Consider the following 24,129-nt stretch of genomic DNA (forward strand, 5'->3'; position numbering starts at 1 on the left):
TGCCTACTTTTTCGTGCCTTCGACGTTACCCGAACGGGGGTATCCCTTTCACCGTGTCCGGTGCCCCGGATCACGGCACGGTCACTTCTCGCGCGGCCACAGCCCGGGATCGGGCGTGAAGCGGATGCGCAGTTCGCCCTCGCGCAGTGCCGCGCCCGCCACCGTGCAGCGGCGCAGCGCGGAGGGGAGCGGGACGATCCTGTGGAACTGGCCGACGGTGAGGACGAGTTCGTCGCCGCGCCGGATGAGGTCGAGTTCGTCGCGTATCGCGCCGGGCAGCGGGATGTGCCAGACGAGCACGCCGTCGTCGGCGAGGTGGTCGGTCACGGGCCACTCGACGGGGGTGGGCGCGGTGTTGACGCCGGGCACGGGGAGCGCTTCGAGGTCGTCGGCGCCGCGCGGGTCGTGGCCGCGGTGCGGGACCTCGTGGACGTCGTACGTCTCCTGCCACTCGTCCAGGGCCTTGCGCTGCTGGGCCGCGAGGGCCCCCAGCCAGGCGTCGTTGGTGGCGCCGGGCAGCACCCGGTTGGCGACCAGGCCGTCGACGGGCAGGCCGCGCAGGGCGAGGGCGGTGGCGGCGGTGCGGACGGCGTCGGCACCGGCCGGTCCGGGCTCGGCGACCAGTCGTACGGTCGTGGCGCGGTCCTCGACGACGGCCTGCACGGCGGCGAGCTCGACGTCCCAGCGCCCCGCCGTCTCGTAGAGCCACTCGGCGGGCATGGGCACGCCCGCGAGGCGGCCGAGGACGGGGCGCAGGGCACGGGCCGCCTGGCGCTCCGGCGGGAGCAGGCGGCGCAGATAGCGGCGCAGTTCCTCGGGCAGGGCGAGGAGGGCGAGGGCCTGGGGGGCCGGGGGAAGGTCCACGACGAGCAGGCCGTACGCCTCCGACAGCGCGGCGTCCCGCAGGGCGCGCAGCAGGGCGAGTTCCTCGGCGCCGGGGAGCGGGGTGACTTCCTCGGCGTCCAGCCGGGAGGCGCCGAGCAGGTCGAGGGCGGTGGTGGCGCGCCGCTGGAAGGCGGTGAGGTCGTCGCGGAAGCGGGCGGCGGCGTCGGGGCGCCAGGCGGTGAGGCCGGGAACAGCTTCCACGGGGTCCGGGCCGGTGGGGACGCCCAGGACGGCACCGAGGGTGTCGGTGCGGTCGGCGGTGAGCACCAGGGTGCGGGTGCCTTCCCTCGCCGCCTTCAGCGCGGTGGCCGCGGCGACGGTGGTACGGCCGGTGCCGCCTTGGCCGGTGATCAGGATGGTGCGCATGGGGGTGAACGCTACCGGTGCGGGGGCCTCGGCGGTTTTCGGGTTCCGGTCCGGTGGGCGGGTCGGGGCCGCGCCGGTACATTCCGCCCGCATCCGAACGGATCCCACCGGCGATTCGAAGCGGGCGCGGCTGATGATCCGTCCGGCCTGCGGGCATCTGATGTACCGGCACGGCCCCTCCCGTGCGCTCCCGGCTGCGGGTGTGTCGTGGTTCCGGCCGTCCACCGCGGGTGCGTGGGGTGCAGCCCCTCCGGCGTTTGAGGGGCGGAGCCCCAGGTACGGGAAGGGTAGGCGCGGCGGGGGCGAAAGAAGCGGTGTGGCTCCGGCGGGCGCCTTATGGGTCTCGCCGGGGTCGTCGTCGCCCGGGGTGCGGGGCGCGCTCCGAGGGCTCGGCGGGCTGACGCCCCGGGGTGTGGGGCGGGCGCACGCGGGTGGCTAGACCGTTTCCTCGACGCGCTTCTTCAGGCCTGCCAGGGCACGGTCGATGATGACCTTCTCGGCCTTGCGCTTGATCATGCCGAGCATGGGGATCTTGACGTCGACGGTCAGCCGGTAGGTGACCTCGGTGGCGCCGTCGCCCGCGGGCTTGAGGAGGTACGAGCCGTCCAGGGAACGGAGCATCTGCGACTTGACCAGGGTCCAGGAGACCTCGTGGTCGCCGGTCCAGGTGTAGCCGAGGGTCTGGTCGTCCTTGATGGCGCCGGCGTCCATGACGAGGCGGACCTGTTCGGCGCGCCCCCGCTCGTCCGTCCCGAGGACCTCCGCCTCCTTCACCTCACCCGTCCAGTCCGGGTAGCGGGCGAAGTCGGCGATCACCGCCATGACGTCAGCCGGTGCCGCCTCGATCGTGATGCTCGAACTGGTGTGTTCCGCCATCGCGGTGGCTCCTCCAGATGAGGTCCGGTGAGGGAGGGTGGTGCGCACGTGTGTGCAGCGTGAAGGCTACCGCGCACGGCTGCGGGCGCCGTCACCCCACCCGGCGTTCACCACGGCCTGCGGCTCACCACTCCAGCGCCCAGGGCCGGCCCGACCCGGCGAAGTGCCCCACATTCACGCATTCCGTCGCCCCGACGCGCATCCGGCGGACGAGGGGCTGGTGGACGTGGCCGAAGAGCGCGTAACGGGGGCGCGTACGCCGGATCGCGTCCAGCAGGGCACGGGAGCCGCGCTCGAAGCGGCGCGCCACGGTGTCGTACACCAACTCCGGCACCTCCGGCGGAATGTGTGTGCACAGCACGTCGACCTCGCCGACCGCCTCGATCTTGGCCGCGTACTCCTCGTCGCTGATCTCGTACGGGGTCCGCATCGGCGTCCGCAGCCCCCCGCCGACGAACCCGAAGACGCGGCCGCCGATCTCGACCCGCTCGCCGTCGAGGACGGTGATGCCGGGTCCGGCGTACTCCGGCCACAGGGTCGGCATGTCGACATTGCCGTAGGTCGCGTACGTCGGTGTCGGGAACGCGGCGAACATCTCGGCGTACTGCTTGCGCACCGCCTTCTCGATCGCGGCGGCCCGGTCCGTGCCGATGCCTGCCCACAGCCGGGCGCCGAACGCGCGCGCCTCCTCGAAGCGGCGGGCGGTGCGCAACTCGACGATGCGGTCGGCGTTCTCCACGCCGAACAGGTCCGGGAAGATGCCGCGCCCGTGGTCGGCGTAGTCAAGGAAGAGGACCAGGTCACCGAGGCAGATCAGGGCGTCGGCGCCGTCGCCCGCTCGGGCCAGGTCCCGGGCGTTGCCGTGCACGTCACTGACCACATGAATGCGCGTCCTCGGACGGCCGACCGGTGTGAATGCCATGACGATCAAGCGTAGGCCTGTGCGGCAAACGTGAACAGAGGTGGCCGGACCTGCGGTTACTGGCTAGGCAAGAAGGGCGTGGACTACTGTGCGCGAAGGAACGCCAACACGTGTGACGCATAGAACATCTCGCCGGGACCCCCTGTCGAAGAAGCCATACCGGCGGGTAACGTCCGGGCCGTCCAGTCGTACTCGGGATTTCAACAAGCGATCTCTTGAGTACCTGCCCGAGCCTTGGACCGCACCGTCGCATCACACAGAGTCGTGGCGCCGGCGCCCTATGAGGAGCAGCAGTCTTGCGCGAGTTCAGCCTTCCGGCTTTGTACGAGGTCCCTGCGGACGGAAATCTCACCGATATCGTCCGTCGAAACGCCGCGCAGCATCCCGATGTAGCCGTGATCGCTCGCAAGGTGGGCAGCACGTGGACGGACGTCAGCGCCACCACGTTCCTCGCCGAGGTACGGGCCGCTGCCAAGGGCCTGATCGCCTCGGGCGTGCGGCCCGGCGACCGGGTCGCTCTGATGTCCCGTACCCGCTACGAGTGGACGCTGCTCGACTTCGCGATCTGGAGCGCCGGCGCCGTCACCGTGCCGGTGTACGAGACCAGCTCGGCCGAGCAGGTGCAGTGGATCCTCGGCGACTCGGGCGCGACCGCCTGCATCGTGGAGCTGCCCACGCACGCGGCCTCCGTGGAGTCCGTGCGCGACCGGCTGCCCGCCCTCGAGCACGTCTGGCAGATCGAGGCCGGCGGCGTCGAGGAGCTGGGGCGTCTGGGCAAGGACGTCAGTGACGCCACCGTCGAGGAGCGCAGCTCGCTCGCCAAGGCGGACGACCCGGCGACCATCGTCTACACCTCCGGGACCACCGGCCGGCCCAAGGGCTGTGTCCTCACCCACCGCGCCTTCTTCGCGGAGTGCGGCAACATCGTGGAGCGGCTGCGCCCGCTGTTCCGCACGGGCGAGTGCTCCGTCCTGCTCTTCCTCCCGCTCGCGCACGTCTTCGGGCGGCTCGTGCAGGTCGCGCCTATGATGGCGCCGATCAAGCTGGGCTGTGTCCCGGACATCAAGAACCTCACCGACGAGCTGGCCGCGTTCCGGCCGACGCTGATCCTCGGTGTGCCGCGCGTCTTCGAGAAGGTCTACAACTCGGCGCGCGCCAAGGCCCAGGCGGACGGCAAGGGCAAGATCTTCGACAAGGCGGCGGACACGGCGATCGCGTACAGCCGCGCGCTGGACACCCCCGCGGGCCCGTCGCTCGGTCTGAAGATCAAGTACAAGACGTTCGACAAGCTCGTGTACAGCAAACTGCGCGCCGTCCTCGGCGGGCGCGGCGAGTACGCGATCTCGGGCGGTGCTCCGCTGGGTGAGCGGCTCGGCCACTTCTTCCGCGGCATCGGCTTCACGGTCCTCGAGGGCTACGGCCTCACCGAGTCCTGCGCGGCCACGGCCTTCAACCCGTGGGACCGTACGAAGATCGGCACGGTCGGCCAGCCGCTGCCCGGCTCCGTGATCCGCATCGCCGACGACGGCGAGGTGCTGCTGCACGGCGAGCACCTGTTCAAGGAGTACTGGAACAACGAGGGCGCGACCGCCGAGGCGCTGGCCGACGGCTGGTTCCACACCGGTGACATCGGCACCCTCGACGAGGACGGCTACCTCCGCATCACCGGCCGCAAGAAGGAGATCATCGTCACCGCGGGCGGCAAGAACGTCGCCCCGGCCGTGATCGAGGACCGGATCCGCGCCCACGCGCTGGTCGCGGAGTGCATGGTCGTCGGCGACGGGCGCCCGTTCGTGGGCGCGCTGGTCACGGTCGACGAGGAGTTCCTGGGCCGCTGGGCCGAGGAGCACGGGAAGCCGGCCGGCTCGACCGCGGCGTCGCTGCGTGAGGACGCGGACCTGATCGCCGCCATCCAGGACGCGATCGACGACGGCAATGCGGCGGTGTCCAAGGCGGAGTCGGTACGCAAGTTCCGCATCCTCGCCCACCAGTTCACCGAGGAGTCGGGGCACCTCACGCCGTCTCTGAAGCTGAAGCGCAACGTGGTCGCCAAGGACTACGCGAACGAGATCGAGGCGATCTATCGGGGCTGACGCCCGAGCGACCGGGTTCCACCCCGGCCGGGAACAACACGGCTGGGCTCCCTTCGTTGGAGGGGGCCCAGCCGTTTTTCCGTACCGGCCGAGGTGTTTTCGGGGACCGCCGGGAACCGCCGTAGGCGGTGCGGGTCCTTCCCGGGCGGAAGGTGCATCGTCGTGCTCGCGCGGTTCCCCGCGCCCCTGACGGGGCGCCCGTCAGGGGCGCGGGGAACCGCGCGGCCAGGCGAAGGCGGCCCGCAGGCGCCTGCGGGCGGCAAGTGGCACCCCCGTAGGCGCACCCGGTCGCGCTAGAGCAGCTCCCGCAGCCGCTCCGCCAAGAGGTCCCAGCGCCATTTCTCCTCGACCCAGGCGCGGCCCCGCTCGCCCATCCGGCGGCGCAGTTCGGGATCGCCGAGCAGGGTGACGATGCGGTCGGCGGTCTCCTCGGCGGAGCCGCCGCGTACGACCCAGCCCGTCTCGCCGTCGAGCACGGCGTCGGGCGCGCCGCCCGAGTCACCCGCGACCACCGGAAGGCCCGTCGCCGACGCCTCCAGGTACACGATGCCGAGCCCCTCGACGTCGAGCCCGCCCCTGCGGGTCCGGCACGGCATCGCGAAGACGTCCCCGGCTCCGTAGTGCGCGGGCAGCTCCGACCAGGGCACCGCCCCGGTGAACCGGACCGAGCCGGCGACACCGGTGTCGTACGCGAGCTTGCGCAGCTCCTTCTCGTACGGCCCGCCGCCGACGATCAGGAGTACCGCGTCCGGCTCCTTGGCCAGGATCCGCGGCATCGCGAGCACCAGGGTGTCCTGGCCCTTGCGCGGGACCAGGCGGGAGACGCAGACGACGACCGGCCGGTCGGTGAGGCCGAGCCGGGCCCTGACCTGCTCGCCGCCCGAGCCGGGGTGGAAGGTCCCCTCGTCGACGCCGGGCGGCAGCTGGACCATGCGCGCGGCCGCCTCGGGGGTCAGCGCTGAGGCGATCCGCGAGCGCGTGTACTCCCCGAGGTAGGTGATCGTGTCGGTGGACTCACCGATCCGGCGCAACAGCGTGCGGGCGGCGGGCAGCTGGGCCCAGCCGGCCTCGTGGCCGTGCGTGGTCGCCACGAGGCGTCGCGCGCCCGCCTTGCGCAGTGCCGGAGCCATCAGGCCGAGCGGGGCCGCCGCCCCGAACCACACCGACGTACAGCCGTGTTCGCGCAGCAGGCCGACCGCCCTCCGGGTGGCGCCGGGCGTCGGCAGGAGCACGGTCGTGCGGTCCCGTACGACGGTGAAGGGCTGCTCCGCGTCGAACGCGGCGGTCGCCTCGGCACCCTCGCGGCCGCGCTTCCACGTCGAGGCGTAGACGACGAGCTGCCCGGGGTCCAGACGCAGTGCCATGTTGTGCAGAAAGGCCTGGATGCCGCCGGGGCGGGGCGGGAAATCGTTCGTCACGATCAGGGTCTTGTGCATCGTGTTCGACACTATCGAACCTATACTCACAGCTCGGCACGGCCGCGCTCGACGGCTCGCACACAGACCGGCGCGTCACCCTGGGTCCGCGAAGAGCACGGCGGCGACGCACACGGTTTCCGGACGAAGAGGGCCAGGTGGGCATGACGGGGGCACGGAGCACGAGGTCCCCGTTCGGCGTGGCCGCACTGCTGGGAATCTGGGGCCTGACCAGGCTGATGCTGCTGCTGTTCGTGGCCAAGGTGTACATCTTCCCCGGCCCGGACGTCACCAGCGACGTCGCCGTGATCTACCACGGCTGGTACGACGTCCTGCGCAACGGCGCTTTCCCGCTGAACGACGTGACCTGGCAGTATCCGCCGGCCGCCGCCCTCGCGATCCTCTCCCCCGGTCTGCTGCCCTTCCTCGACTACCCGCACGCCTTCTTCGTGCTGGCCTTCGTCGCCGACCTGGTGGCGTTCGGGCTGCTCCTGTACGCGGGCTCGCGCTCCGGCAAGACGCTGCGCGGCGCCTGGGTCTGGATGATCGGGGTGCCGCTGCTCGGGCCGACCGTGTACGCCCGCTACGACGTGATGGTGACGGCCGTCGCGGTCGCCGCGCTGCTCGCCGGAGCCCGCCATCCCCGGGTGATGGGGGCTCTCGCGGGCTTCGGCGCGATGGTGAAGGTGTGGCCGGTGCTCCTGCTGCTCGGCGCCGTGCGCCGCCGGGCCTGGGTCTCGGCCGCGGCGACGGTGGCCGGGATCGCGGCGCTGTTCTGGATGACGATGCCGGGCGCGTTCGCCTTCCTGACCTTCCAGCGCGACCGCGGCACCGAGGTGGAGTCGCTGGGCTCCCTCGTCTTCCATGTGGCCCGGCACCACGGCTGGAACGGGCGTGTGCTGCTCAACTACGGCTCGGTGGAGTTCGTCGGCCCCTACGTCGACCTGGTGAGCACGGCGGCCCTGTTCCTGACGGCGCTCGCCTTCGGCTGGCTGCTGCTGTGGCGGCTGTGCGCCAAGCGGTTCCTGCCGCACACGCTCGCCGACGCCGCGTTCGTGGCCGTCCTGATGTTCACGGCCACCAGCCGGGTCATCAGCCCGCAGTACCTGGTGTGGCTGGTCGGTATCGCGGCGGTCTGTCTGTGCTTTCGCGCGAGCCGGATGACGGTGCCCGCCTGCCTGGTGCTCCTCGCCTGCTCCGTGACGGTGCTGGAGTTCCCCACCTGGTTCGCGGACGTCGTGGGCAGCACCCCGCTCGGCATCACTCTGCTCGTCATCCGCAACGGCCTGCTGGTGGTCGCCGCGCTGCTCGGCGCGCGGCAGCTGTGGCGGAGCACGGTCTCCTCGCCGCCGCAGGCGCTCCCCGCTCAGGCGGCCCGCACCAAGGAGACCCTGGCGTCCTCCTGACGCCGGGTCCGCCCGGCCCACAGCCACAGGGCTGCGCACTGCACCGCCATGGACAGCGCGAGGGCCAGGCAGACGCCCGGCAGCCCCAGTCCGGACAGGGCGTGGGCGAGCGGGAGCTGGACCGCGGTACCGGCCAGCGTCACGCGGAGCAGCGCCGACGCTCCCCCACTGCCCTCGAAGACCCCGCCGACGGCGATGAAGCAGGCCATCAGCAGCAGGTAGGGGCCGACGCAGCGCAGGAACAGCACGCCGTCGTGGGCCACCGCGGGGCCGGCGCCGAAGGCCCGCATGATCCAGGGCGCCAGGGCGCACAGGAGCCCTGCGGCGAGCAGCCCGGCGGTCCCCGAGACGAGGACGGCCTGCCGTCCGATGGCGCCCCGCTCGTCGCGGCCCGCGCCCCGCGTGTGCGCGGTGTGGATCGAGGCGGCCTGCCGGACCGAGTAGAACGCCATGGTGGCGATGTACATGACCTTGTAGGCGATCGCGTACGCCGCCACCGCCGTCGTCCCGAGCCGGGCCACGATCGCGACCAGCACGAGCGCGCCGCCCTGCCGCACCGTGAAGTCGGCGGACATGGGCAGACCGGTGGTGAGGGTGCGGCGCAGCGCGGCGCCGGTGGTCTCGGCGGGCGGCGCGGTCGCCGCCTCGGACAGCAGGGTGTTCCGGCGCAGGGCGCGCAGGCCGGCGCCGAGGGCCACCGAGCGGCACAGCACGGTCGAGACGGCGGCGCCCCGGACGCCGTACGCGTGGATGAGAAACGGGTCGAGGCCGAGGATCAGACCGTTGGCCAGCAGGGCGAGGCGCATCGGGGTGCGGGTGTCGCCGGTGCCCTTCAGGATGCCGTCGACGAGGTTCTGCGCGAAGAAGACGGCGATACCTGGCAGCGAGACGGCGAAGTACTGGACGGCGAGGGTCAGCGCGCGTCCGTCGCCGCCGAGCACCAGCCGGGCCAGCGGCTCGCGCAGCAGGTAGCCGCCGAGGGCGATCACCGGCGTGACCGCGGCGCACAGCGCCCAGCCTCCGCGTACGGCCGCCCGGACCGCGCCCGGATCACGGGCGCCCCGGGCGTGCGCGACCAGGACGGTGGTGCCGGACGCGAAGACCAGGGCCACGCCGAGCAGCACGTTCTCGGTGTTCGTCGCGACGGCGACGGCGGCCACGGCGTCACCGCCGAGCCGGGAGACCCAGACGGTGTTGATGATTCCCGCCGCGACGGAGGCGAGCAGGGAGAGGTAGACGGGGTGGGCGAGCGCTATGAGCTGCTTGCGATGGGCGTTCACGAAGCCTCCCTCGAAACGAGCTACCTCGTTTCGAGGTAGCTCGATAAGAGGTACCATGAGTGCCCGAACCCCGCAAGGATCAGGACGGGTGCGGGGGTGCGGGGCGTCCGTGAGCGGAGCGGGATGCGGGAAAGTGATCCGCGGTACGGCAGACGCGTCGTACCGCGACGACCCACGAGCGAGGAGCCGACCGGATGCTTGAGCTGTCTATCCTGGGCTTTCTGTACGAGGGGCCCCTGCACGGCTACGAGCTGAAGGAGCGCATCAAGGCCCTCAGCGGCCATGTCCGCCCGGTCAGCGACGGCGCTCTCTACCCGGCGATCACCCGCCTCGTCGCCGCGGGCATGCTCGACCAGCACACCGAGCCGGGCAGCGGCGCGGCCCCGCGGCGCATCCTGTCGCTCACCGACAAGGGCCGTGAGGGCCTCCTGGAGCGGCTGCGCCACCCCAAGCAGACCGAGATCACCGACCAGGTCCGCTTCAACGCCCTGCTGGCGTTCCTGCGCCACCTGGGGGACCCACGTGAGCAGGCCGCGGTGCTGCGCCGCCGCCAGGAGTTCCTGGAGACCCCGGCGAGCTTCTTCTACCGGGACGGCCGGCCCGTGCGCGCGGAGGAGGCCGACGACCTGTTCCGGCAGGGCATGCTGCGGGTGGCACGGGCGACCGGCGAGGCCGAGCGCACCTGGCTCGCGGAGGCCATTCACCGGCTTGAGGAGTGAACGGCCCCGCCCGTCAGCCGAGTTGGTCCTTGAGGTACTGCCGCCACAACTGGGTGAACTGCTCCGGCGTCGTGCGCAGCACGTCCCGCAGCGCGCCCTCGACCGCCCCCGCCCGCTCCCGGTGGTCACCCACCGCCCGGTAGAAGTCGTTCAGCCGGACCTCGCCCCAGTGGTCGGCGATCAGTCGGCAGGCCATCCAGCCGCCCTCGTAGGCCCGCGCCAGCCGGCCCGCGTCCGAGGTGAACCCGAAGTCCCCGTCGTCGGGCAGCGCGGCAGGAACGTGCCCCTCGGCCACGGCGCGCTCCAGTTCCGGCGCGACCTGCCCGGGTGCCCGCCCGCTGCCGCGATAGCCGGCCCAGTCCGCGTACCCCTCGGAGAGCCACAGCGGGGTGGCGGCCGTGGTGTGGGCGCGGGTGGCGACATGCGTGGTCTCGTGGGTGAGCACGACCTGCTTGCCGAGGTCGCCGAGGACGCCGTACGCGTCCGGGTTGATGACGATCCGGTCCGCGGGCGCCTTCGCCGGACCTCCCCCGGCCTCGGGCCGGGGGGACCCCTGTTTCGCTTCGCTCGCCTCACCGACGGTGACCGCGGCGATCCCCCGGTACCCGGACGCCGGAGCCCCGAGCAGCCCCGCCATCCCCTCCAGCGACTTCGGTACGAGGACGACGACGTGCCGCGCCCAGTCCGTGCCCCAGGCCTCCGACACGGCGGGCACCGCCCGGTCCGCGAGATCCGCGAAGGAGCGCAGCCGCTCGCCGGACTGGCCGACCCCGAGGACGAGGCTGTGCTCACCCCGTACGGCCGTCACGGCTCCCTGGTCCCACAGCTGGGCGCCGCCCTTGCCCGCGGGCTCGTCGGAGGTGACGCGCCAGGTTCCGTCGGCGCGGGTCAGCCGCAGAGTGCGGTCCACGGTGACCGGTGCGGCGTCGTAGCCCTCGATGCGGTAGCGCAGCTGGGCGTCGGCGGTGGCCCGGTCGCCGGAGCGGCGCAGATCGGTCAGACGGTAGGACCAGTCCGCCAGCGGCACGGCGCGCAGGTTCGCGAAGCCGGCTCCGGCGCCGGCCGACGCCCCGGTGGCCCGGAACGCCGCCGCGTCCCCGTCCAGGACCGCGGTCGCCCGCCGGTCGAGGACCCGCCGCACCTCGGCCGCCGCGGTGTCCGACGGCGCCCGGCCGCCGCAGCCGACGAGCACGGCGAGCAGCAGCACCAGGGAGAGTCCCGCTCGCGACGCACACCTTCGACCAGCCATCCTCCCGATCGTACGGTGCCCGCGCCCGCCCGCCGGACCGCGTGCCGGACCCGCCCGGCGCCGGTTCCGTGCCCCGTCAGACCGGGTGACGAGCGAGTCAGACCCGGGTGACGGACGAGATCGGCATCATCCCGACCGGGTCGTAGCGCACCGGGGCGCCCGGGTAGGGCGCGTGGATCACCTGGCCGTTGCCCACGTACATGGCGACATGACTGGCGTCGGACCGGTAGGTCACCAGGTCACCGGGCTGCGCCTGGGAGAGCGGCACCTGCCGTCCGGCGTACCGCTGGGCCTGCGAGGTGCGCGGCAGACCGACCCCGGCGTGCGCGTACGACCACTGCATGAGGCCCGAACAGTCGAAGCCGCCGGGCCCGTTGGCGCCCCACACATAGGGGCGGCCGAGCGCCGAGCGGGCAGCGGCGACGGCGATGGCCGCGCGCGACGAGGACGCGACGGCGTCACCGAGGCCGGGCAGGTCGGCGCGCGTCGAGCGCGACGCCCGGTCGTAGGCGGCGCGGTCGGCGTACGGCAGCGAGTTGAGCAGTTGCCGCGCCTTGGCCAGTTTGCCCTCGATGACCCGCTTGTTCCGGGCGACGGACTCGCGGCTGCGCTCCAGTTCGGCGAGTTTCCCGTCGGCCTCCTCGCGCTCCTGGGCGAGGTCGCGCAGGGCCCGCTGGAGGTCCTTGAGTTCACCGGCCTGCCGGGTGCCGATCCGGTCGAGCGCGGAGGCCTTGTCGAGGTAGTCGTCCGGGCTGTCGGAGAAGAGCAGCGCGAGGGAGGGGTCGAGGCCGCCGGAGCGGTACTGCGCCCCGGCGAGCGAACCCAGCGCGTCCCGCATGGCGTTGACGCGCTCCTGCTGCCGGGCGATCTCGTCCTGTGCCGTGCCGATCTGCTCGCGCAGCGCGTCGCCGCGCTCGTCGGCCTTGTTGTAGGCCTCGGTGGCCTTCTCCGCCTGGGCGAAGAGGCGGTCCACCTCGGCCCGGGTGTCGTCCTGCGGTGCCGCGGAGGCGGGCAGGGCGCCGAGTGCGGCGGCCGCCGCGGACATCACGCAGGCGGCGACACCGAAGGCGCCGGCGCCCCGGTCGAAGCCGGTCGGTGCAAGGCGGCGATGGAACCCCACGGGTAGCCGCTCTCCCTTCCGCTGACGGTCCCCCGCCGTCGGGGGATCGCGCCAGACAGTAGCCGCGCGACTACGCACCGGCCAAAGGCCTCGCCGGGCACACAAAGTGACGCCCCGCCGGAGACGCAGGTCACCGACGGGGCGTGAGGTCAGCGGGAGTTGTCGCAATTCGCCCGTTTGGGCGGAGCGACAGGGGGTCCCTGCGGGCGGCGGACGCGTGTCCCGGACCGCCCGTCCGGATCAGATCCGGACGCCGAACTGGAAGGGCATGTTGGCGATCGACTCGTAACGGACGACCGCGCCGGTGTGCGGGGCGTGCAGCACCTGGCCGTTGCCCGCGTAGAGGCCGACGTGGTGCTGGTCGCCGTAGAAGATGACCAGGTCGCCGACCTGCAGAGCGCTCTGCGAGTAGATGCGGGTGCCCGCGTTGGCCTGGGCCTCCGAGGTGCGCGGTATGGTCACGCCGGCCTGGGCGTACGCCCAGGAGGTGAGGCCCGAGCAGTCGAAGGAGCTGGGGCCGGAGGCGCCGTAGACGTACGGCGATCCGATCACGCTCTGGGCGGCGGCGAACGCGGCGCCGGCGCGGCCCGAGGCGGCCTTGGTGTTGCCGAGGTCGACGCGCTCGCTGGCGCGGGTCGCCCGGTCCTGCTCCTGGGACGCCAGCGCCGCCTTCTCCTGCGCCGTCAGCGAGTTCAGGAGCTTCTGGGCGGAGCCCAGCTTGCTCTGGACTTCCTTCTTCTTCTTGGCGAGCTCGGCCCGGGTGTCGGCGAGGTCCTTGAGCTTCGCGGAGGCCTCGGCACGTTGCTGGGCGAGCGAACGCTGCTTCTCCTGGACCTTCTTGAGCGACCCGACCTGCTGGGCGCTCAGCTGGTCCATGGCCGAGGCCTTGTCCAGGAAGTCGTCCGGGTTCGAGGAGAGGAAGAGCGCCACGGAGGGGTCGATGCCGCCGGTGCGGTACTGGGCGCTGGCCATCGAACCGAGGCCGTCGCGCAGGTCGTTGAGCTCCTGCTGGCCGCGGGCGACGTTGTCCTGGAGAGCGCTGATCTGCTTCTGCAGCTTCTGCTGCTTCTCCTTGGCGCCGTCGAGCTTCTCAGTGGCCTGCTCGGCCTCTTCGTAGAGCTTGTCGACCTTGGACTTGACCTCGTCCTTGCTGGGCTTCTCGGACGGCGCGGCGTTGGCAGCGTTGGCACTGAGGACAACGGCGGCAGCGGCGGCAGTGGTGAGCACGGTCACACGGGTGCGGCTCGGCTGCTTGGGTCGACGGTGGGACGCCACGAAGGCGAGCTCCTTCTTCCTCCAGCCGCCTGCCGATGACGCCGACGGGCGGTGCCCCTCCACCGTCACTCCTCATGAGTGATCACCCTAGTTGGAGGTTCGAGGCCTGACCCTAGTGACCTTCTTGTGATCAGTTCAAATCCAAACCTGAAAATTCTTTGTCACCGAGCGCATTCTTTGCAATCAACTCACCTGCAGTGATGTCCGCTTGACACTACGTCGCGTGAAGGTCCGACTAATTCGGGCATCGGGCCCAGAGGTTGCGCATGGTGCGTAGGTGACTCATGCGACGTAGGCCACGGAACGCCGCCCACGCGAAACCCGTGGTCAGGAGCGGGAGATGACGCTCCCGAAGACGTGCGAAGGGCGCACGAAAGGGGCATGGGTGAGCGCTGGGCAACACAAGGGAGAAAGGGAACGAAAGGGATTGCTCAGCTGCGTGAGAAGCGCTTGAGGAGCACCACGGACGCCACCGGCCGGGCACCCGCCTTGGCGATGCCGTCGGCCACCTCACGGTCGGTCGAGACGACGATGACCGGCCGGCCCGGCGGTTCGGCCCGCACCAGCTGTCGGATCAGCTCGTCCGCCGTGACACCGGGCTTGGAGAACAGCACCCGCACCCCGCGCGGCGGCGCGAGCAGCACCGGCGCGGCCAGCTCGGCCCCGTCGAAGACACAGGTGACCTCGGCGCCGGTCTGCGCGGCCAGCTGCGAGAGCTGCCCGAGCAGCCTCAGGCGCTGCTTCTCCAGCGGCATCTGGGGATAGCCGGTCTTGGTGACGTTGTAGCCGTCGACGACCAGGTGCGCCTGGGGCAGCGCGAGCAGCTGGTCCAGGATCGCGGGGTCGTTCTCGGACAGCGCGCGGGTGGCGATGTCCTTCGGTGTCATCCGTCCCGGTTCTACGGCCTCCACGGTCTCCGCGGGCCGGACGGAGATGGGAGGCAGCGCCAGTTCCCGGCGCAGGCCCTGGGCCGCGTCCAGCACGGTGTCGAGCAGCAGCCGCACGCGCATGTCCTCGACGCTGCGCCCCTCGCGGGCCGCCTTGCGGGTGGCCTCCAGGGCGGCCTCGGCCTCCGAGAGGCGCCCCTTGAGCCGCCGGGCCTCGCTCTCGGCGGCGGACACCTGGGCCTGGCTCTCCGCCCTCGCCGCGTCCGTCTCCGCCTGGAGCTTGCGCAGGGCCGCCTCGCCGCGCTTGACGTCACTGAGGGCGCTGCGCAGCTTGCGGTGGAGTGATTCCGCTTCTTTCCTGGCCGATTCCATTTCCGTGCGCAGCCGTTCGGACTCGGCCCGCGTCTGCCCGCGGGCCTCGGCGAGTTCCGTGCGCAGCCGCTCCAGCTCGGCGCGGTTCTCCTCATCGGCGCGCTCGGCGTCCGCCCGCAGGGCCTCCTCGCCCGCGGCGGTCACCAGCTTCACCCAGCCCGCGGGACGCAGCACATAGGCCGCGGCCGCCACGTCCAGCGGATCCGCGGCCGGGGGCGGCGCGCCCGAGTCGAGAACTCCGACGAGCTCCGGCTGGGCCTCTCTCAGCTTCTCGGCGATGCGCTGTCTGAACAGCGGGTCCGTCTCCAGCGCCGCGGCCATGGCGTTACCGGCGAACTTGGCCCGCCGGTTCGGCGCGAATCGGGCGTACTGCCTCAACTGGACGGGCAGTTCGGCCATCGTCAGACCGCCGAAGCCGTCCGAGACGATCTGCACGACACGTCGGCGCACGCCGTCGGGCAGCGGACGGTCGAGCACCTCGGCGGTGCCGTCGTCCGGCTCCCCGCCCGTGGTCTCCACCATCCGTTCACCCCAATATCCGTGCGGGGCCCGCTCCGTCAGGAGCCGGCGCCCGGCCTGTCCACGAGTTCGACCTGATCCACCGCGTTGCACCAGCGGCACCGCACCGACTCGATGGTCTCACTGACCACCTCGCGCTCCTCGACCTTCGGCTCACCGGCCAGGTCGAGGTGTACGTACTCGACGACCTTCGAGGAGCGGGTGACGTCGAAACGCGTGAGGTTGCCGCAGAGGGCGCAGCGCCAGCGGGTCTTGGCGTCGGGCAGGGGAACTGTCATAGGGCGGTCGCTTTCCTTCTAGTGTCCGTCCGGCGCCGGTCTCCCGGTGCATGTGGCTCGTAACCCTACGGCCTGGCGGGTACTCGACGCTCGGCTGTCCGCGGCGGCGAGGCGGTCTGTGTGCATCGGTGTGGTTACGTCATGCTCTGCACCATGATCGGCAATTGGAGTACGGCGGTCGGCAGGGCGCTGCGGGGTCAGTCGGCGCCGGTGACATACGGGCTGATCGTCCTGTGCTGTCTGATCTTCGTGATCGGTCCCGCCTCGGGGCTCGATCCCGCGTACGGCACCGGGGACGAACTGCTGGTCGCCCAGCGGGCGTACTTCCGCCGCTGGGGCGTGGTCCCGGCCGACCTGTTCGGCGGGGCCCCGCGCGAGGCGCTCACCCCCGCCACCGCCCTGTTCATCCACGGCAGCTGGCTCCACCTCCTGGGCAACATGCTCTTCTTCTACGTCTTCGGGCTGATGACCGAGGAACGCATGGGCCATCTGGAGTTCGCCCTCTTCTACCTGGGCTGCGGATATCTGGCCCTGCTCGGCTACGCCGCCGCGAACGCCACCTCGCAGCAGTCCCTGGTCGGGGCCTCCGGGGCGATCTCCGCGGTGCTCGGCGCGTTCCTGTACCTGTTCCCCAAGGCCCGGGTGACCAGTCTCTTCCCGTTCCTGTTCTTCCTGCCGCTGCGGTTCCCGGCCTGGGTGGTGCTGCCGTTCTGGTTCACCCTGCAGTGGCTGGCGGCGGGCCGCAGCGCCTCGGGCCCCGGGGTCGCCTACCTGGCCCACCTCGTGGGCTTCTCCCTTGGTTTCGGCTACGCGTGGGCGCGGTTCCACCGCCGTACGGCCGTCGTGCCCGCTCCGGGGCTGCTGCCGGGGCCCCCGGTGGATCAGCCGGGTCGGGTGGACCGCGAGTAGGGTGAGATCCCCAGCAGCGGCCCCTAGGGAGAGAACCAGCCGTGATCACCGCGATCGTCCTCATCAAGACCAGCGTGGACCGGATCCCCGAGATCGCCGAGTCGATCGCGTCGCTGGAGAGCGTCAGCGAGGTCTTCTCCGTGACCGGCACCTACGACCTGATCGCGATGGTCCGGGTCAAGGCCCACGACGACCTCGCGGACGTCATTCCCGGCAAGATCAGCAAGATCCCGGGTGTCGAGGCGACGGACACGCACGTGGCGTTCCGTACGTACTCCCAGCACGACCTGGAGGCGGCGTTCGCGATCGGCCTCGACTCCTGACCGACGGCGGCACCGCCTCCGGACACGCTCGGGGCGTCAGACCGCCGGGACGCAGCGGCCGCCCTCGGTGCGGTACTGCCAGCGCGCGCCGTCCCTGACGAGCTCGCGCACCGCGCGGACGAAGCGCTCGACGTGCTCGTCGGGGGTGCCGGCCCCGAAGCTGACGCGGATGGCGTTGAGGGACTTCTCGCCGGGGGCCGCCTCGGGGGCGCCGCACTCCCCCTGGGTCTCCGGGTCGCTGCCGAGCAGCGTGCGGACCAGCGGGTGGGCGCAGAAGAGGCCGTCGCGGACACCGATGCCGTACTCGGCGGAGAGCGCGGCCGCGAAGTGCGAGCTGTTCCAGCCCTCGACGACGAAGGAGATGACGCCGACCCGCGGGGCGTCGTCACCGAAGAGGGACAGGACCCTGACCTCCGGAACTTCGGCGAGGCCCGCGCGGACGGTGCGGATCAGGTGCTGCTCACGGGCGACGAGGTTGTCGAAACCCTCCTCGGTGAGCGCCTTGCAGGCCGACGCGATCGAGTAGGCGCCGATGACGTTCGGCGAGCCGGCCTCGTGCCGGGCGGCGCTGTCGTGCCACTCCACGTCCACGCCGCCGTCCGCGCGCCGGGTGACCTTGCGGCTGGCGCCGCCGCCCGCGAGGTACGGCTCGGCGGCGAGCAGCCAGTCGGAGCGGCCCGCGAGGACACCGGAGCCGAAGGGCGCGTACAGCTTGTGCCCGGAGAAGGCGACCCAGTCGACGTCGAGATCCTGGACCGACACCGGGTGGTGCGGGGCGAGCTGGGCGGCGTCGAGGACGATGCGGGCGCCGTGGGCGTGCGCGGCGGCGGCCAGCTCCCGCACCGGCCACAGCTCCCCGGTGACGTTCGAGGCGCCGGTGACGCAGACGAGGGCCGGTCCGTAGGGGTCGCGGCCGGCGAGGGCCTGCTCCAGGGTGTCGACGGCCTCGCCCGGGGTGCGCGGGGCGTTCAGGTAGGTCACGCGGGCGTCGCGCCAGGGCAGCAGCGAGGCGTGGTGCTCGGTCTCGAAGACGAAGACCTGGCAGTCGGCCGGGAGCGCGGCGGCGAGCAGGTTGAGCGAGTCGGTGGTGGAGCGAGTGAAGACCACCTGGTCGCCGGCGCGGCAGTCGAGGAACTCCTCGACGGTCCGGCGGGCGTTCTCGAAGAGGTCGGTGGACAGCTGCGAGAGGTAGCCGGCACCCCGGTGGACGCTGCCGTAGTACGGCGCGTACGCGGCCACGTCGTCCCACACCCGCTGGAGGGCGGGCGCGCTGGCGGCGTAGTCGAGGGCCGCGTAGGTCACCTCGCCGCCGGTGACGAGCGGGACGGTGACATCCCGGCCCAGAACGGCCAGAGGGGCACAAACGGACTGGTCGGCGGCAACGGTGGAGACAGACATGGCGAGCTCCTGTGAGAGGCAGGCGGGATCACCGCGCGAGCCGGCCGCCCGCAGGCAGGGCTCAGCGCAGGAAGGTGAAAAAGGGTGTGCGGAGGCGGGGCTCTACGCCCTATCGCATTCGCTTGCTCACAGAAGGCTCCCTCGAACGACCAGGACCCCTGGTTGCATCCGCCCGGAGGGCGGGAGGGGTCCGCGCTTGCCGTAGGCCTCGCTGCCTACGACCTGGTCTTCACCCGGGGCACCCCGCCACGGACGGAGGGTTGCCGGACAGCCGGCCGGGGCCTGATGGCTGTCACTCATGACCTGGTACAGCATCTTGCCAGAGGATCTTCCACGCGCAAGGCGCAGTCCGGATTCTGGACTGCGCCTTGCTCTGTGTCACGGGTGGATCAGGCGTTGCTGGCGGCCACCCAGCGGTCCAGGGTGCGCTTCGCGGCGCCGGAGTCGATCGCCTCGGCCGCTTTCTCCATTCCGTCGCGGAGTTGGTCCGCGAGCGGCGCGCCGGTCGGCGACAGGGCCACCAGGGCCGCCGCCGAGTTCAGCAGCACCGCGTCCCGCACGGGCCCCTTCTCGCCGTCCAGGAGGCGCCGGGCGACCTCCGCGTTGTACGAGGCGTCCGCGCCGCGCAGGGCCTCCACCGGGACGATGTCGAGCCCGACGTCGCGGGGGTCGAAGCGCTCTTCGGTGACCTTGCCGTCGCGGACGACCCAGACGTGGGAGCCCGCGGTGGTGGTCAGTTCGTCGAGACCGTCGTCGCCGCGGAAGACGAGCGAGGAGTTGCCGCGCTCGGCGAACACGCCGGCCACGATCGGCGCCATGCGGGGGTCGGCGACGCCGACCGCCTGGGCCTTCACCCGTGCCGGGTTGGTCAGCGGGCCGAGCACGTTGAAGGTGGTCCGGATGCCCAACTGGCCGCGTGCCGCCGCCACATGACGCAGCGCCGGGTGGAACTTGACCGCGAAGCAGAAGGTGATCCCGGCCTCCTCGGCCACCTCGGCGACCCGGCTCACCGGCAGTTGGAGATTGACGCCGAGCTTCTCCAGGACGTCCGACGCCCCGGACGCGGAGGACGCGGCCCGGTTGCCGTGCTTGACGACCTTGGCGCCGGTGCCGGCCACCACGATCGAGGACATCGTGGAGATGTTGACGGTCTTCGCGCCGTCGCCGCCCGTACCGACGATGTCGACGGTGTGTCCGGGCACCTCGATCACGTTGGCGTGCTCGTACATCGCCCGGACGAGTCCGGTGATCTCCTGGACGGTCTCGCCCTTGGCCCGCAGGGCCACCACGAAGCCGGCGATCTGCGCGTCGGTCGCCTCGCCGCGCATGATGCGGTCCATCGCCCAGGCCGTGTCGTCCGCGCTCTGGTCACGGCCTTCGAGCAGGCCGTTCAGTACCGCGGGCCAGGAACGGCCCGCCGCGGTGTCGCCTCCAGCGGGGTTCACAGCGCTCATGGTCGCTCCTGGGTTCGTAGGTCACGCGGTCGTGGGTGACGGGTCGTAGGTGACACGGGGTGGATCACCCCGCACCACGGGGTGAGTCCACCCTATCCAGCCCGGGAGACGGCAAAGAGCCCCGTCCATTGCCTGGACGGGGCTCCTGCCGTGGCGAACTGCCGGGGATCAGTGGTGGCCGTGGCCGCTCGTGATCTCCTTGTACTCCTCGACGGTGGGCTTGGGGATCTGGTTGTCCTCCCCGTAGAAGCCCTGGCTCATCTTGGCGCGCAGCTTCGTCGCGCCCGAGACCTTGCGCTCGACACCGTTCTCGTCGACCGTCGGGCCGATCTCGGCCGGCTTGTACTGGTCGTGCGCGGTGAGCGTGTGCAGCGCGTCCTGGCTGAGCGGCTCGTGGACCTCGATGAACTCACCGTGCGGCAGGCGCTTGATGATGCCCGACTCTCGGCCGTGCAGCACCTTGTCCCGGTCCCGGCGCTGGAGGCCGAGGCAGACCCGCTTGGTGGCGATGAAGGTGAGCACCGGCACGACGAAGAACGCGATCCGCACGAACCAGGTGATCGAGTTGATCGACAGGTGGAAGTGCGTGGCCCAGATGTCGTTGCCGCCGCCGACGAGCAGGACGAAGTACCAGCTGATCCAGGCGGCACCGAACGCGGTCCGGGTCGGGACGTTGCGCGGGCGGTCCAGGATGTGGTGCTCGCGCTTGTCGCCGGTGACCCAGGACTCGATGAACGGGTAGACCGCGATCGCGACCAGGACCAGCGGGAAGACCACCAGCGGGATGAACACACCCAGGACGAGCGTGTGGCCCCAGAGGTTGATCTCCCAGCCCGGCATGACACGGATCAGGCCTTCGGAGAAGCCCATGTACCAGTCGGGCTGGGCGCCCGTGGACACCATGTCCGGACGGTACGGACCCATCGCCCAGATCGGGTTGATCGAGGCGATCGCCGCGATGGCCGCGATGACACCGAAGACCAGGAAGAAGAAGCCTCCGGCCTTGGCCATGTAGACCGGCAGCAGCGGCATGCCGACGACGTTGTTGTTCGTCTTGCCGGGGCCCGCGAACTGCGTGTGCTTGTGGTAGAAGACCAGGATCAGGTGGCCCACCACCAGGCCGAGCATGATGCCCGGCAGCAGCAGCACGTGCACCGAGTAGAAGCGGGCCACGAAGTCGCCGCCCGGGAACTCGCCGCCGAACAGGAAGAACGACAGGTACGTGCCCACGATCGGCACGGACAGGACCGCGCCTTCCATGAAGCGGACACCGGTGCCGGAGAGCAGGTCGTCCGGGAGCGAGTAACCGGTGAAGCCGGTGAACATGCCGAGGACGAACAGCAGGAATCCGAAGACCCAGTTGACCTCACGCGGCTTGCGGAACGCACCCGTGAAGAACACGCGCATCATGTGCACGAACATGCCGGCGAGGAAGACCAGCGCCGCCCAGTGGTGGATCTGCCGGATCAGCAGACCACCGCGCACATCGAAGGAGATGTGCATGGTCGAGTTGAACGCCTCGGACATCAGCTGGCCCTGCAGCGGGATGTAGCTGCCGTGGTACTCCACCTCGTTCATCGACGGGTGGAAGAACAGCGTCAGGTACACACCCGTGAGGATGATGATGATGAAGCTGTACAGGCAGATCTCACCCAGCATGAACGACCAGTGGTCGGGGAAGATCTTGCGCATGTTGGACTTGGCCAGGGAGTAGATCCCCAGACGGCCGTCGGCCCAGTCGGCGACCCGCTCACCGGCGGGTGCCTTCTCGCGCGAGGAGCGCGAGTCGGAGGTGGTGGTAGTGCTCATCCGCGCTCCCAGAATGCAGGACCGACGGGCTGCGTGAAGTCGCTGAGCGCCTCGAGGTAGCCCTCAGCGTTCACACCGATCTGCAGCTGCGGCAGGGCGTGACCCGCCGGGCCGAAGATGACCCGGGCGCCGTCGGAGAGGTCGAAGGTGGACTGGTGGCACGGGCACAGCGCGTGGTGCGTCTGCTGCTCGTACAGGGAGATCGGGCAGCCGACGTGGGTGCAGATCTTCGAGAAGGCCACGATGCCGTCGTAGGACCAATCGACTTCCTGCTTGTCCTTGATGTTGTCCGGCTGGAGCCGGATGACCATCAGGGCCGCCTTGGCGATCTCCTTCTGGAAGTCCTCGTCGTCCGTCTCCAGGCCCTCGGGCTTGGCGAAGGTGAGCGAACCGACGGCCACGTCCGAGGGACGCAGCGGCTCGTTCGTGTTCATGTTGACGAGGAGCTTGCCCTTGGACCACAGCGTGTGGCGCAGCTTCGTGCCGGGCAGCGGACCGAGGTCGCGCAGCAGGATGACGCCGGAGAGCGGGAACAGGGCCAGCGCGCCGAACATCGTGTTGCGGATCAGCTTGCGGCGGCCGAGCGCGGACTCCTTGGCACCCTGCTTGAAGTCGGCCAGGACCTTGGCCTTGACCGCGGGCTCCGCCTCGATCGGGTGACGCTCGTCGGCGATCTCCACGTCGGACATCAGGGTGCGGGCCCAGTGGACCGCGCCCGCGCCGATCGCGAACAGCGCCACACCGAGCGACATGCCCAGCGCGAAGTTCAGCGCGCCGATGTGCCCGAGCGGGAAGACGAAGATCGACTTGTCGTTCGGGATCGCCACGTACGAGGCGATGAAGCCGACGGTGGCCAGCATCGACAGCACGAACAGCATGGCGACAAGGCGCTCGGACCGCTTGGCGGCCCGCTCGTCGATGTCCTGGATGCGGTGCTCGTGGGGCGGCAGCCCCGGGTCCGCGAACGGGTTCTGCTCGTCCGCGACGGCTACCGCGCCATGACCGTGCTCGGCGTGGTCGTCGGAGGCCCGCTCAGCGGGCACGTTCTCTTCTGGAATGTCTTGGCTACTCATGACTTCTTGGCCTTTGCGGTCCGAGCGGCGACCCAGACGGCGACGGCGACCAGGGTTCCGAGACCGAAGACCCAGCCGAACAGGCCCTCGCTGACCGGCCCGAGGCCGCCCAGCTCAAGACCGCCCGGGCTCACGGTGTCGTCACCGTTGACCGCTTTGAGGTACGCGATGATGTCCTGCTTGTTCTTCTCCGACAGCGTGGTGTCGGGGAAGGACGGCATGTTCTGCGGGCCCGTCTGCATGGCCTCGTAGATGTGCTTCGGGTCGACACCGTCCAGGCTCGGCGCGAACTTGCCGTGCGTCAGCGCGCCGCCCTTGCCGGTGAAGTTGTGGCACTGGGCGCAGTTCGTACGGAAGAGTTCACCGCCGTTGGCGATGTCCGCGCCCTCGGGGCTGACCTGGTTCTTGGTCGGAATCGAGGGGCCGGCGCCGAGCGTGGCGATGTAGGCCGCGAGCTGGTCGATCTCGGCCTGCGAGTAGATGACCTTCTTGCGCGGGATCTGAGCGCCCGGCTGCTGGGCCGGCATACGGCCGGTGCCGACCTGGAAGTCGACCGCCGCGGCGCCCACACCCACCAGGCTCGGACCGTCGGAGCTGCCCTGACCGCCGGTTCCGTGGCAGCTTGCGCAGCCCACGGAGTACAGCTTCTTGCCCTCGGTGATACCGAGGGACTGGGCGGTTTCATCGGCCTGCGCCTTGCCCGCGGGTGCGAACGCGGCGTACAGCCCCCCGGTGGCCGCCAGCGCGAGGAGTAGGACGACGACCGCCGCCAGCGGATGGCGTCGTCGTGCGGAGAGCTTTTTCACGGATTACCCCGGTGTCAGGATCTTCTGCGTCGGTGCTTCTGGATGTTTCGGGCGGTGCGCCCGATTACTTGATCAGGTAGATCGTGGCGAAAAGGCCGATCCAGACGACATCGACGAAGTGCCAGTAGTAGGACACGACGATGGCGGCGGTTGCCTGCTCGTGAGTGAACCTCCGAGCCGCGTAGGTGCGACCGAGGACCAGCAGGAAGGCGATGAGGCCGCCTGTCACATGCAGTCCGTGGAAGCCGGTGGTCAGGTAGAACACCGAGCCGTACGGGTCGGAGGAGAGCGAGAGCCCGTCCTTCTTGACCAGTTCGGTGTACTCGAAGACCTGACCGCCGATGAAGATCGCACCCATGATGAAGGTGACGATGAACCACATCCGGAGCTTCTTCACGTCCCCGCGCTCGGCGGCGAACACGCCGAGCTGACAGGTCAGGGAGGAGAGCACCAGGATCGTGGTGTTCGTCGCCGAGAACGGAAGGTTCAGGCTGGACGCCATTTCCTTCCAGTGATCCGGCCCGGTCACCGATCGCAGGGTGAAGTACATCGCGAAGAGGGCCGCGAAGAACATCAGCTCGGAACTCAGCCAGATGATGGTTCCGACGCTGGTGAGGTTCGGCCGATTGACCGACGGGTGCGCGTGCCCGGTTTCTACTGTCGTTGCTGTCGCCACGACCGACATTATGTCGGTC

21 protein-coding genes and 1 riboswitch are annotated in these 24,129 nt (G+C 70.8%); of the genes, 5 read left to right on the forward strand and 16 right to left on the reverse strand.

Features of this window, described 5'->3' with window-relative positions; genetic code table 11:
• Window positions 1-81: 81 nt before the first annotated feature.
• The 3 genes from ACZ4N5_RS17565 to ACZ4N5_RS17575 form a co-directional block, all read right to left on the reverse strand.
• Window positions 82-1,251, reverse strand: coding sequence for an ArsA family ATPase (locus ACZ4N5_RS17565; protein ID WP_467757948.1), 1,170 nt, complete (start codon window positions 1,249-1,251; stop codon window positions 82-84).
• 435 nt (window positions 1,252-1,686) lie between these two features.
• A complete protein-coding gene (locus ACZ4N5_RS17570) occupies window positions 1,687-2,127 on the reverse strand; it encodes an SRPBCC family protein (protein WP_467757949.1) in 441 nt (146 codons plus the stop codon).
• A 124-nt stretch (window positions 2,128-2,251) separates the two neighbouring features.
• A complete protein-coding gene (locus ACZ4N5_RS17575; protein ID WP_467757993.1) occupies window positions 2,252-3,007 on the reverse strand; it encodes a metallophosphoesterase family protein in 756 nt (251 codons plus the stop codon).
• A 338-nt stretch (window positions 3,008-3,345) separates the two neighbouring features.
• Here ACZ4N5_RS17575 and ACZ4N5_RS17580 point away from each other — a divergent pair, with 338 nt between their 5' ends.
• On the forward strand, window positions 3,346-5,142 hold the full coding sequence (locus tag ACZ4N5_RS17580) for an AMP-dependent synthetase/ligase (RefSeq protein ID WP_467757950.1): 1,797 nt from the start codon (window positions 3,346-3,348) through the stop codon (window positions 5,140-5,142).
• A gap of 293 nt (window positions 5,143-5,435) precedes the next feature.
• Here ACZ4N5_RS17580 and ACZ4N5_RS17585 read toward each other — a convergent pair whose 3' ends face one another.
• Entirely contained in the window at window positions 5,436-6,578 is a 1,143-nt protein-coding gene (locus tag ACZ4N5_RS17585; RefSeq protein ID WP_467757951.1) for a glycosyltransferase family 4 protein, read from the reverse strand.
• Window positions 6,579-6,721: 143 nt separating this feature from the next.
• Here ACZ4N5_RS17585 and ACZ4N5_RS17590 point away from each other — a divergent pair, with 143 nt between their 5' ends.
• A complete protein-coding gene (locus tag ACZ4N5_RS17590) occupies window positions 6,722-7,963 on the forward strand; it encodes a glycosyltransferase 87 family protein (protein ID WP_467757952.1) in 1,242 nt (413 codons plus the stop codon).
• On the opposite strand, the gene ACZ4N5_RS17595 is transcribed toward ACZ4N5_RS17590, so the two are convergent.
• Entirely contained in the window at window positions 7,924-9,243 is a 1,320-nt protein-coding gene (locus tag ACZ4N5_RS17595) for an MATE family efflux transporter (protein ID WP_467757953.1), read from the reverse strand. The two genes, ACZ4N5_RS17590 and ACZ4N5_RS17595, sit on opposite strands and share 40 nt — an antisense overlap.
• A 194-nt stretch (window positions 9,244-9,437) precedes the next feature.
• Here ACZ4N5_RS17595 and ACZ4N5_RS17600 point away from each other — a divergent pair, with 194 nt between their 5' ends.
• On the forward strand, window positions 9,438-9,962 hold the full coding sequence (locus tag ACZ4N5_RS17600; protein ID WP_467757954.1) for a PadR family transcriptional regulator: 525 nt from the start codon (window positions 9,438-9,440) through the stop codon (window positions 9,960-9,962).
• Window positions 9,963-9,975: 13 nt separating this feature from the next.
• On the opposite strand, the gene ACZ4N5_RS17605 is transcribed toward ACZ4N5_RS17600, so the two are convergent.
• From ACZ4N5_RS17605 to ACZ4N5_RS17625, 5 genes are all read right to left on the reverse strand, one after another.
• Window positions 9,976-11,211 (reverse strand): hypothetical protein, encoded by a 1,236-nt coding sequence (locus tag ACZ4N5_RS17605; protein WP_467757955.1) that lies wholly within the window; start codon window positions 11,209-11,211, stop codon window positions 9,976-9,978.
• Between the two features lie 97 nt (window positions 11,212-11,308).
• Window positions 11,309-12,331 (reverse strand): C40 family peptidase, encoded by a 1,023-nt coding sequence (locus ACZ4N5_RS17610; protein ID WP_467757956.1) that lies wholly within the window; start codon window positions 12,329-12,331, stop codon window positions 11,309-11,311.
• Between the two features lie 240 nt (window positions 12,332-12,571).
• Window positions 12,572-13,606: a C40 family peptidase gene (locus tag ACZ4N5_RS17615; RefSeq protein WP_467757957.1), complete on the reverse strand. Its 1,035-nt coding sequence runs from the start codon at window positions 13,604-13,606 to the stop codon at window positions 12,572-12,574.
• Window positions 13,607-14,037: 431 nt separating this feature from the next.
• Window positions 14,038-15,387 carry an NYN domain-containing protein gene (locus tag ACZ4N5_RS17620; protein WP_467757958.1) on the reverse strand — a complete coding sequence of 450 codons (1,350 nt, stop codon included), beginning with the start codon at window positions 15,385-15,387 and terminating at the stop codon, window positions 14,038-14,040.
• Window positions 15,388-15,422: 35 nt separating this feature from the next.
• On the reverse strand, window positions 15,423-15,662 hold the full coding sequence (locus tag ACZ4N5_RS17625; protein ID WP_261706939.1) for a hypothetical protein: 240 nt from the start codon (window positions 15,660-15,662) through the stop codon (window positions 15,423-15,425).
• Window positions 15,663-15,815: 153 nt separating this feature from the next.
• Between ACZ4N5_RS17625 and ACZ4N5_RS17630 the strand changes: the two genes are divergently transcribed.
• Window positions 15,816-16,571: a rhomboid family intramembrane serine protease gene (locus ACZ4N5_RS17630; RefSeq protein ID WP_467757959.1), complete on the forward strand. Its 756-nt coding sequence runs from the start codon at window positions 15,816-15,818 to the stop codon at window positions 16,569-16,571.
• 41 nt (window positions 16,572-16,612) lie between these two features.
• The gene (locus tag ACZ4N5_RS17635; protein ID WP_326788250.1) at window positions 16,613-16,894 is read left to right on the forward strand and encodes an Lrp/AsnC family transcriptional regulator; all 282 of its coding nucleotides are present in this window, start codon (window positions 16,613-16,615) and stop codon (window positions 16,892-16,894) included.
• Window positions 16,895-16,930: 36 nt separating this feature from the next.
• On the opposite strand, the gene ACZ4N5_RS17640 is transcribed toward ACZ4N5_RS17635, so the two are convergent.
• The 6 genes from ACZ4N5_RS17640 to ctaE all read right to left on the reverse strand — a co-directional run bounded on the left by ACZ4N5_RS17640 (window position 16,931) and on the right by ctaE (window position 24,119).
• Window positions 16,931-18,292, reverse strand: coding sequence for an aminotransferase class V-fold PLP-dependent enzyme (locus tag ACZ4N5_RS17640; protein WP_467757960.1), 1,362 nt, complete (start codon window positions 18,290-18,292; stop codon window positions 16,931-16,933).
• Between the two features lie 187 nt (window positions 18,293-18,479).
• A riboswitch (SAM riboswitch) is annotated at window positions 18,480-18,596 on the reverse strand.
• 85 nt (window positions 18,597-18,681) lie between these two features.
• Window positions 18,682-19,746, reverse strand: coding sequence for an anthranilate phosphoribosyltransferase (trpD, locus tag ACZ4N5_RS17645; RefSeq protein WP_467757961.1), 1,065 nt, complete (start codon window positions 19,744-19,746; stop codon window positions 18,682-18,684).
• Window positions 19,747-19,914: 168 nt separating this feature from the next.
• Window positions 19,915-21,555: a cytochrome bc1 complex cytochrome b subunit gene (gene qcrB / locus ACZ4N5_RS17650; protein ID WP_467757962.1), complete on the reverse strand. Its 1,641-nt coding sequence runs from the start codon at window positions 21,553-21,555 to the stop codon at window positions 19,915-19,917.
• Window positions 21,552-22,628: a cytochrome bc1 complex Rieske iron-sulfur subunit gene (gene qcrA / locus ACZ4N5_RS17655; protein WP_467757963.1), complete on the reverse strand. Its 1,077-nt coding sequence runs from the start codon at window positions 22,626-22,628 to the stop codon at window positions 21,552-21,554. The genes qcrB and qcrA overlap by 4 nt, the downstream gene beginning before the upstream one ends.
• Window positions 22,625-23,434 carry a cytochrome bc1 complex diheme cytochrome c subunit gene (gene qcrC / locus ACZ4N5_RS17660; RefSeq protein ID WP_467757964.1) on the reverse strand — a complete coding sequence of 270 codons (810 nt, stop codon included), beginning with the start codon at window positions 23,432-23,434 and terminating at the stop codon, window positions 22,625-22,627. The genes qcrA and qcrC overlap by 4 nt, the downstream gene beginning before the upstream one ends.
• A gap of 64 nt (window positions 23,435-23,498) precedes the next feature.
• Window positions 23,499-24,119 carry an aa3-type cytochrome oxidase subunit III gene (gene ctaE, locus ACZ4N5_RS17665; protein WP_328453310.1) on the reverse strand — a complete coding sequence of 207 codons (621 nt, stop codon included), beginning with the start codon at window positions 24,117-24,119 and terminating at the stop codon, window positions 23,499-23,501.
• Window positions 24,120-24,129 lie beyond the last annotated feature (10 nt).

The organism is Streptomyces sp. NPDC026500, assembly GCF_055567635.1.

Coding starts and splice junctions, on each gene's coding strand:
- ACZ4N5_RS17565 (WP_467757948.1), bottom strand. CDS start 1,251: ATGCGCACCATCCTGATCACCGGCCAAGGCGGCACCGGCCGTACCACC.
- ACZ4N5_RS17570 (WP_467757949.1), bottom strand. CDS start 2,127: ATGGCGGAACACACCAGTTCGAGCATCACGATCGAGGCGGCACCGGCT.
- ACZ4N5_RS17585 (WP_467757951.1), bottom strand. CDS start 6,578: ATGCACAAGACCCTGATCGTGACGAACGATTTCCCGCCCCGCCCCGGC.
- ACZ4N5_RS17590 (WP_467757952.1), top strand. CDS start 6,722: ATGACGGGGGCACGGAGCACGAGGTCCCCGTTCGGCGTGGCCGCACTG.
- ACZ4N5_RS17600 (WP_467757954.1), top strand. CDS start 9,438: ATGCTTGAGCTGTCTATCCTGGGCTTTCTGTACGAGGGGCCCCTGCAC.
- ACZ4N5_RS17605 (WP_467757955.1), bottom strand. CDS start 11,211: ATGGCTGGTCGAAGGTGTGCGTCGCGAGCGGGACTCTCCCTGGTGCTG.
- ACZ4N5_RS17620 (WP_467757958.1), bottom strand. CDS start 15,387: ATGGTGGAGACCACGGGCGGGGAGCCGGACGACGGCACCGCCGAGGTG.
- ACZ4N5_RS17625 (WP_261706939.1), bottom strand. CDS start 15,662: ATGACAGTTCCCCTGCCCGACGCCAAGACCCGCTGGCGCTGCGCCCTC.
- ACZ4N5_RS17630 (WP_467757959.1), top strand. CDS start 15,816: ATGATCGGCAATTGGAGTACGGCGGTCGGCAGGGCGCTGCGGGGTCAG.
- ACZ4N5_RS17640 (WP_467757960.1), bottom strand. CDS start 18,292: ATGTCTGTCTCCACCGTTGCCGCCGACCAGTCCGTTTGTGCCCCTCTG.
- trpD (WP_467757961.1), bottom strand. CDS start 19,746: ATGAGCGCTGTGAACCCCGCTGGAGGCGACACCGCGGCGGGCCGTTCC.
- qcrB (WP_467757962.1), bottom strand. CDS start 21,555: ATGAGCACTACCACCACCTCCGACTCGCGCTCCTCGCGCGAGAAGGCA.
- qcrA (WP_467757963.1), bottom strand. CDS start 22,628: ATGAGTAGCCAAGACATTCCAGAAGAGAACGTGCCCGCTGAGCGGGCC.
- ctaE (WP_328453310.1), bottom strand. CDS start 24,119: ATGTCGGTCGTGGCGACAGCAACGACAGTAGAAACCGGGCACGCGCAC.